At 65.0% G+C, this 2127-nt stretch carries 1 pseudogene; it reads left to right on the top strand.

The features are described from left to right. Positions 1-2127 (top strand): annotated as a pseudogene (locus DW036_RS20745) (RHS repeat protein); the annotation flags it as partial.

The following is a 2127-nucleotide window of genomic DNA, read 5'->3' as shown; positions in this document are numbered from 1 at the left end:
GAGGCCCGTCTGGAACAGGACGGCGGCTACTGCGTGTGGGACATGGCCGAGGATCTCTACTACCGCTTCACGCGCAAGGAGTACGATTCCGTGCGCCTGCTTGAGAGCGTGACCGACTGCAACGGTCTGGGCATCCGCTTCGATTACACGAAAGAGGGATTGCTGCGCTCCATCACCGACAGCGCGGGCCGCCGCCTGAGGGTGGAGCACGACACGAGAAGCGGACGCATCCTTGAGATATGCGGCCCGCATCCGGAAGATCCGGAGAAAGAGATTACCCTCGCCTCCTACGAGTACGACGCCGACGGCAACATGACCCTCCAGCGCAACGCGGCGGGCGACGTGATGACATACGAGTATGCCGGAAGGCTCATCGTGAAGGAGACATGGCGCAACGGCCTTGCGTGGTACTTCGAGTACGACGGTACGGGCGTGGGTTCGCGCTGCGTACATACGTGGGGCGACGGCGGCATATACGACCACAGGCTCACGTTCCGGGAGGGAGTGACCGAGGTGCTCGACAGCCACGGGGAGCTGACGGTGTACCACCACCGTGGCGGCCTTGTGTGGAAGAAGGTCGATGCCAACGGAGGGGAACACCTGTGGCGTTATGATGACAGCCGCCGGCTACTCGCACAGACGGACCCGCTCGGTAACAGCACCCTGTACAGATATGACCGCTGGGGGAACTGCACCGACAGCTCCGACCCGTGCGGCGGCAGCGTGTCCGCCGTGTACCCCGGCAGGGGGAACCTGCGCAACCGTCCCGTATCCGTTACCACGCCGGACGGCGGCACGTGGGAGTTCGGCTATGACCGCTCCGGCAATCTGGTGAGCCGCACCAACCCCGAAGGTGCCGTCACGAAGATGACCTACCGCAACGGTGCGGTGGCATCGGTGAAAGACCCCTACGGCGTGGTGACGAGGCTCGCCTATGACCGTTTCCATAACCTCACGGAAGCCTCCGACAGCCGGGGGAACACCTCGCTGTACGGCTACGACCTGCTGGGCAGGTGCGTGAGCGTCACCAACCCCAAAGGTGCGGTGCAGAAAAGGGAATACGACCCCGTGGGCCGCGTGGTGCGCGTGCTCGACTTCGACGGCAACGACATACGCCTGTCCTACGACGGGATAGACAACCTCACCGAATACCGTGACAACGTCCAGCACGTGGAGTACGGCTACTCCGGCATGTGGAAGCTGACAAGACGCCGCGACCACCGGGGCGTGGTGAACTTCCGCTATGACCGGGAGGAACGCCTGCGCCGTGTGACAAACGAGAGGCTCCAGAGCTACGAGTTCGCCCTCGACGCTGTGGGAAACGTCACCGCCGAGAAAGGCTTCGACGGGGCCGTCCGTCATTACCTGCGTGACAGGGGCGGACGCGTCGTCAGGGAGACGCTGCCGTCGGGGACGGAAAGGGAATACGGCTATGACGCCTGCTCGCGCGTCACGCGCGTCTCATACCCCACGGCCGGCGACCCCGACCAGACCTACGCCTACGGGCTGTCCGGCAGGCTGGTGCGGGCATCGAGGGGGGAAAGCACGGTGGAGTTCGCATACAATTCCCTGGGGCTTCCGGTCCGGGAGACGGCCGACGGCAACACCATACTCCGCACCTACGACCATACCGGCAGGATACTCACGCTCGGCAGCACGGCGGGGGCCTCGCTGCGCTACACCCGCAACGCCTACGGGGAGCTTGAGGGGTTCACTGCCACCGGCGGCAGCGACGGCGCGGGCTCGTGGGAATCGGCACACCGCCACGACACGCTGGGCTTCGAGGTGGAGCGCATCCTTCCGGGAGGCATTGTCCGCTCGTTCGCCTATGATGACATAGGCCGTCTGGTGGATGCCCGCACACGCAAGGACTCGCGCACACGGCATATGCGCCGCTACCGCTGGGGCGTTGCCGACAGGCTGTTGTCCGTGGAGGACAGCAGGCGTGGCGAGACACGCTACTCCTATACCCCGACGGGGCAGCTCGAAAGGGCGGAATACCCCGACGGCAGGGTGCAGTGGAGGAAGAGCGACCAGACGGGAAACCTGTATCCCGACCCGGACATGAGGCTGCGCCGTTACCTTGGTGGCGGACGGCTGGAGCAGGACGGCGAATGGCACTGCGAG

Source organism: Bacteroides sp. AF39-11AC, from assembly GCF_003474285.1.
Classification (GTDB): domain Bacteria; phylum Bacteroidota; class Bacteroidia; order Bacteroidales; family Bacteroidaceae; genus Bacteroides.
The sequence above is the reverse complement of the archived record's forward strand: the minus strand, read 5'-3'. Positions and strand labels throughout refer to the sequence as shown.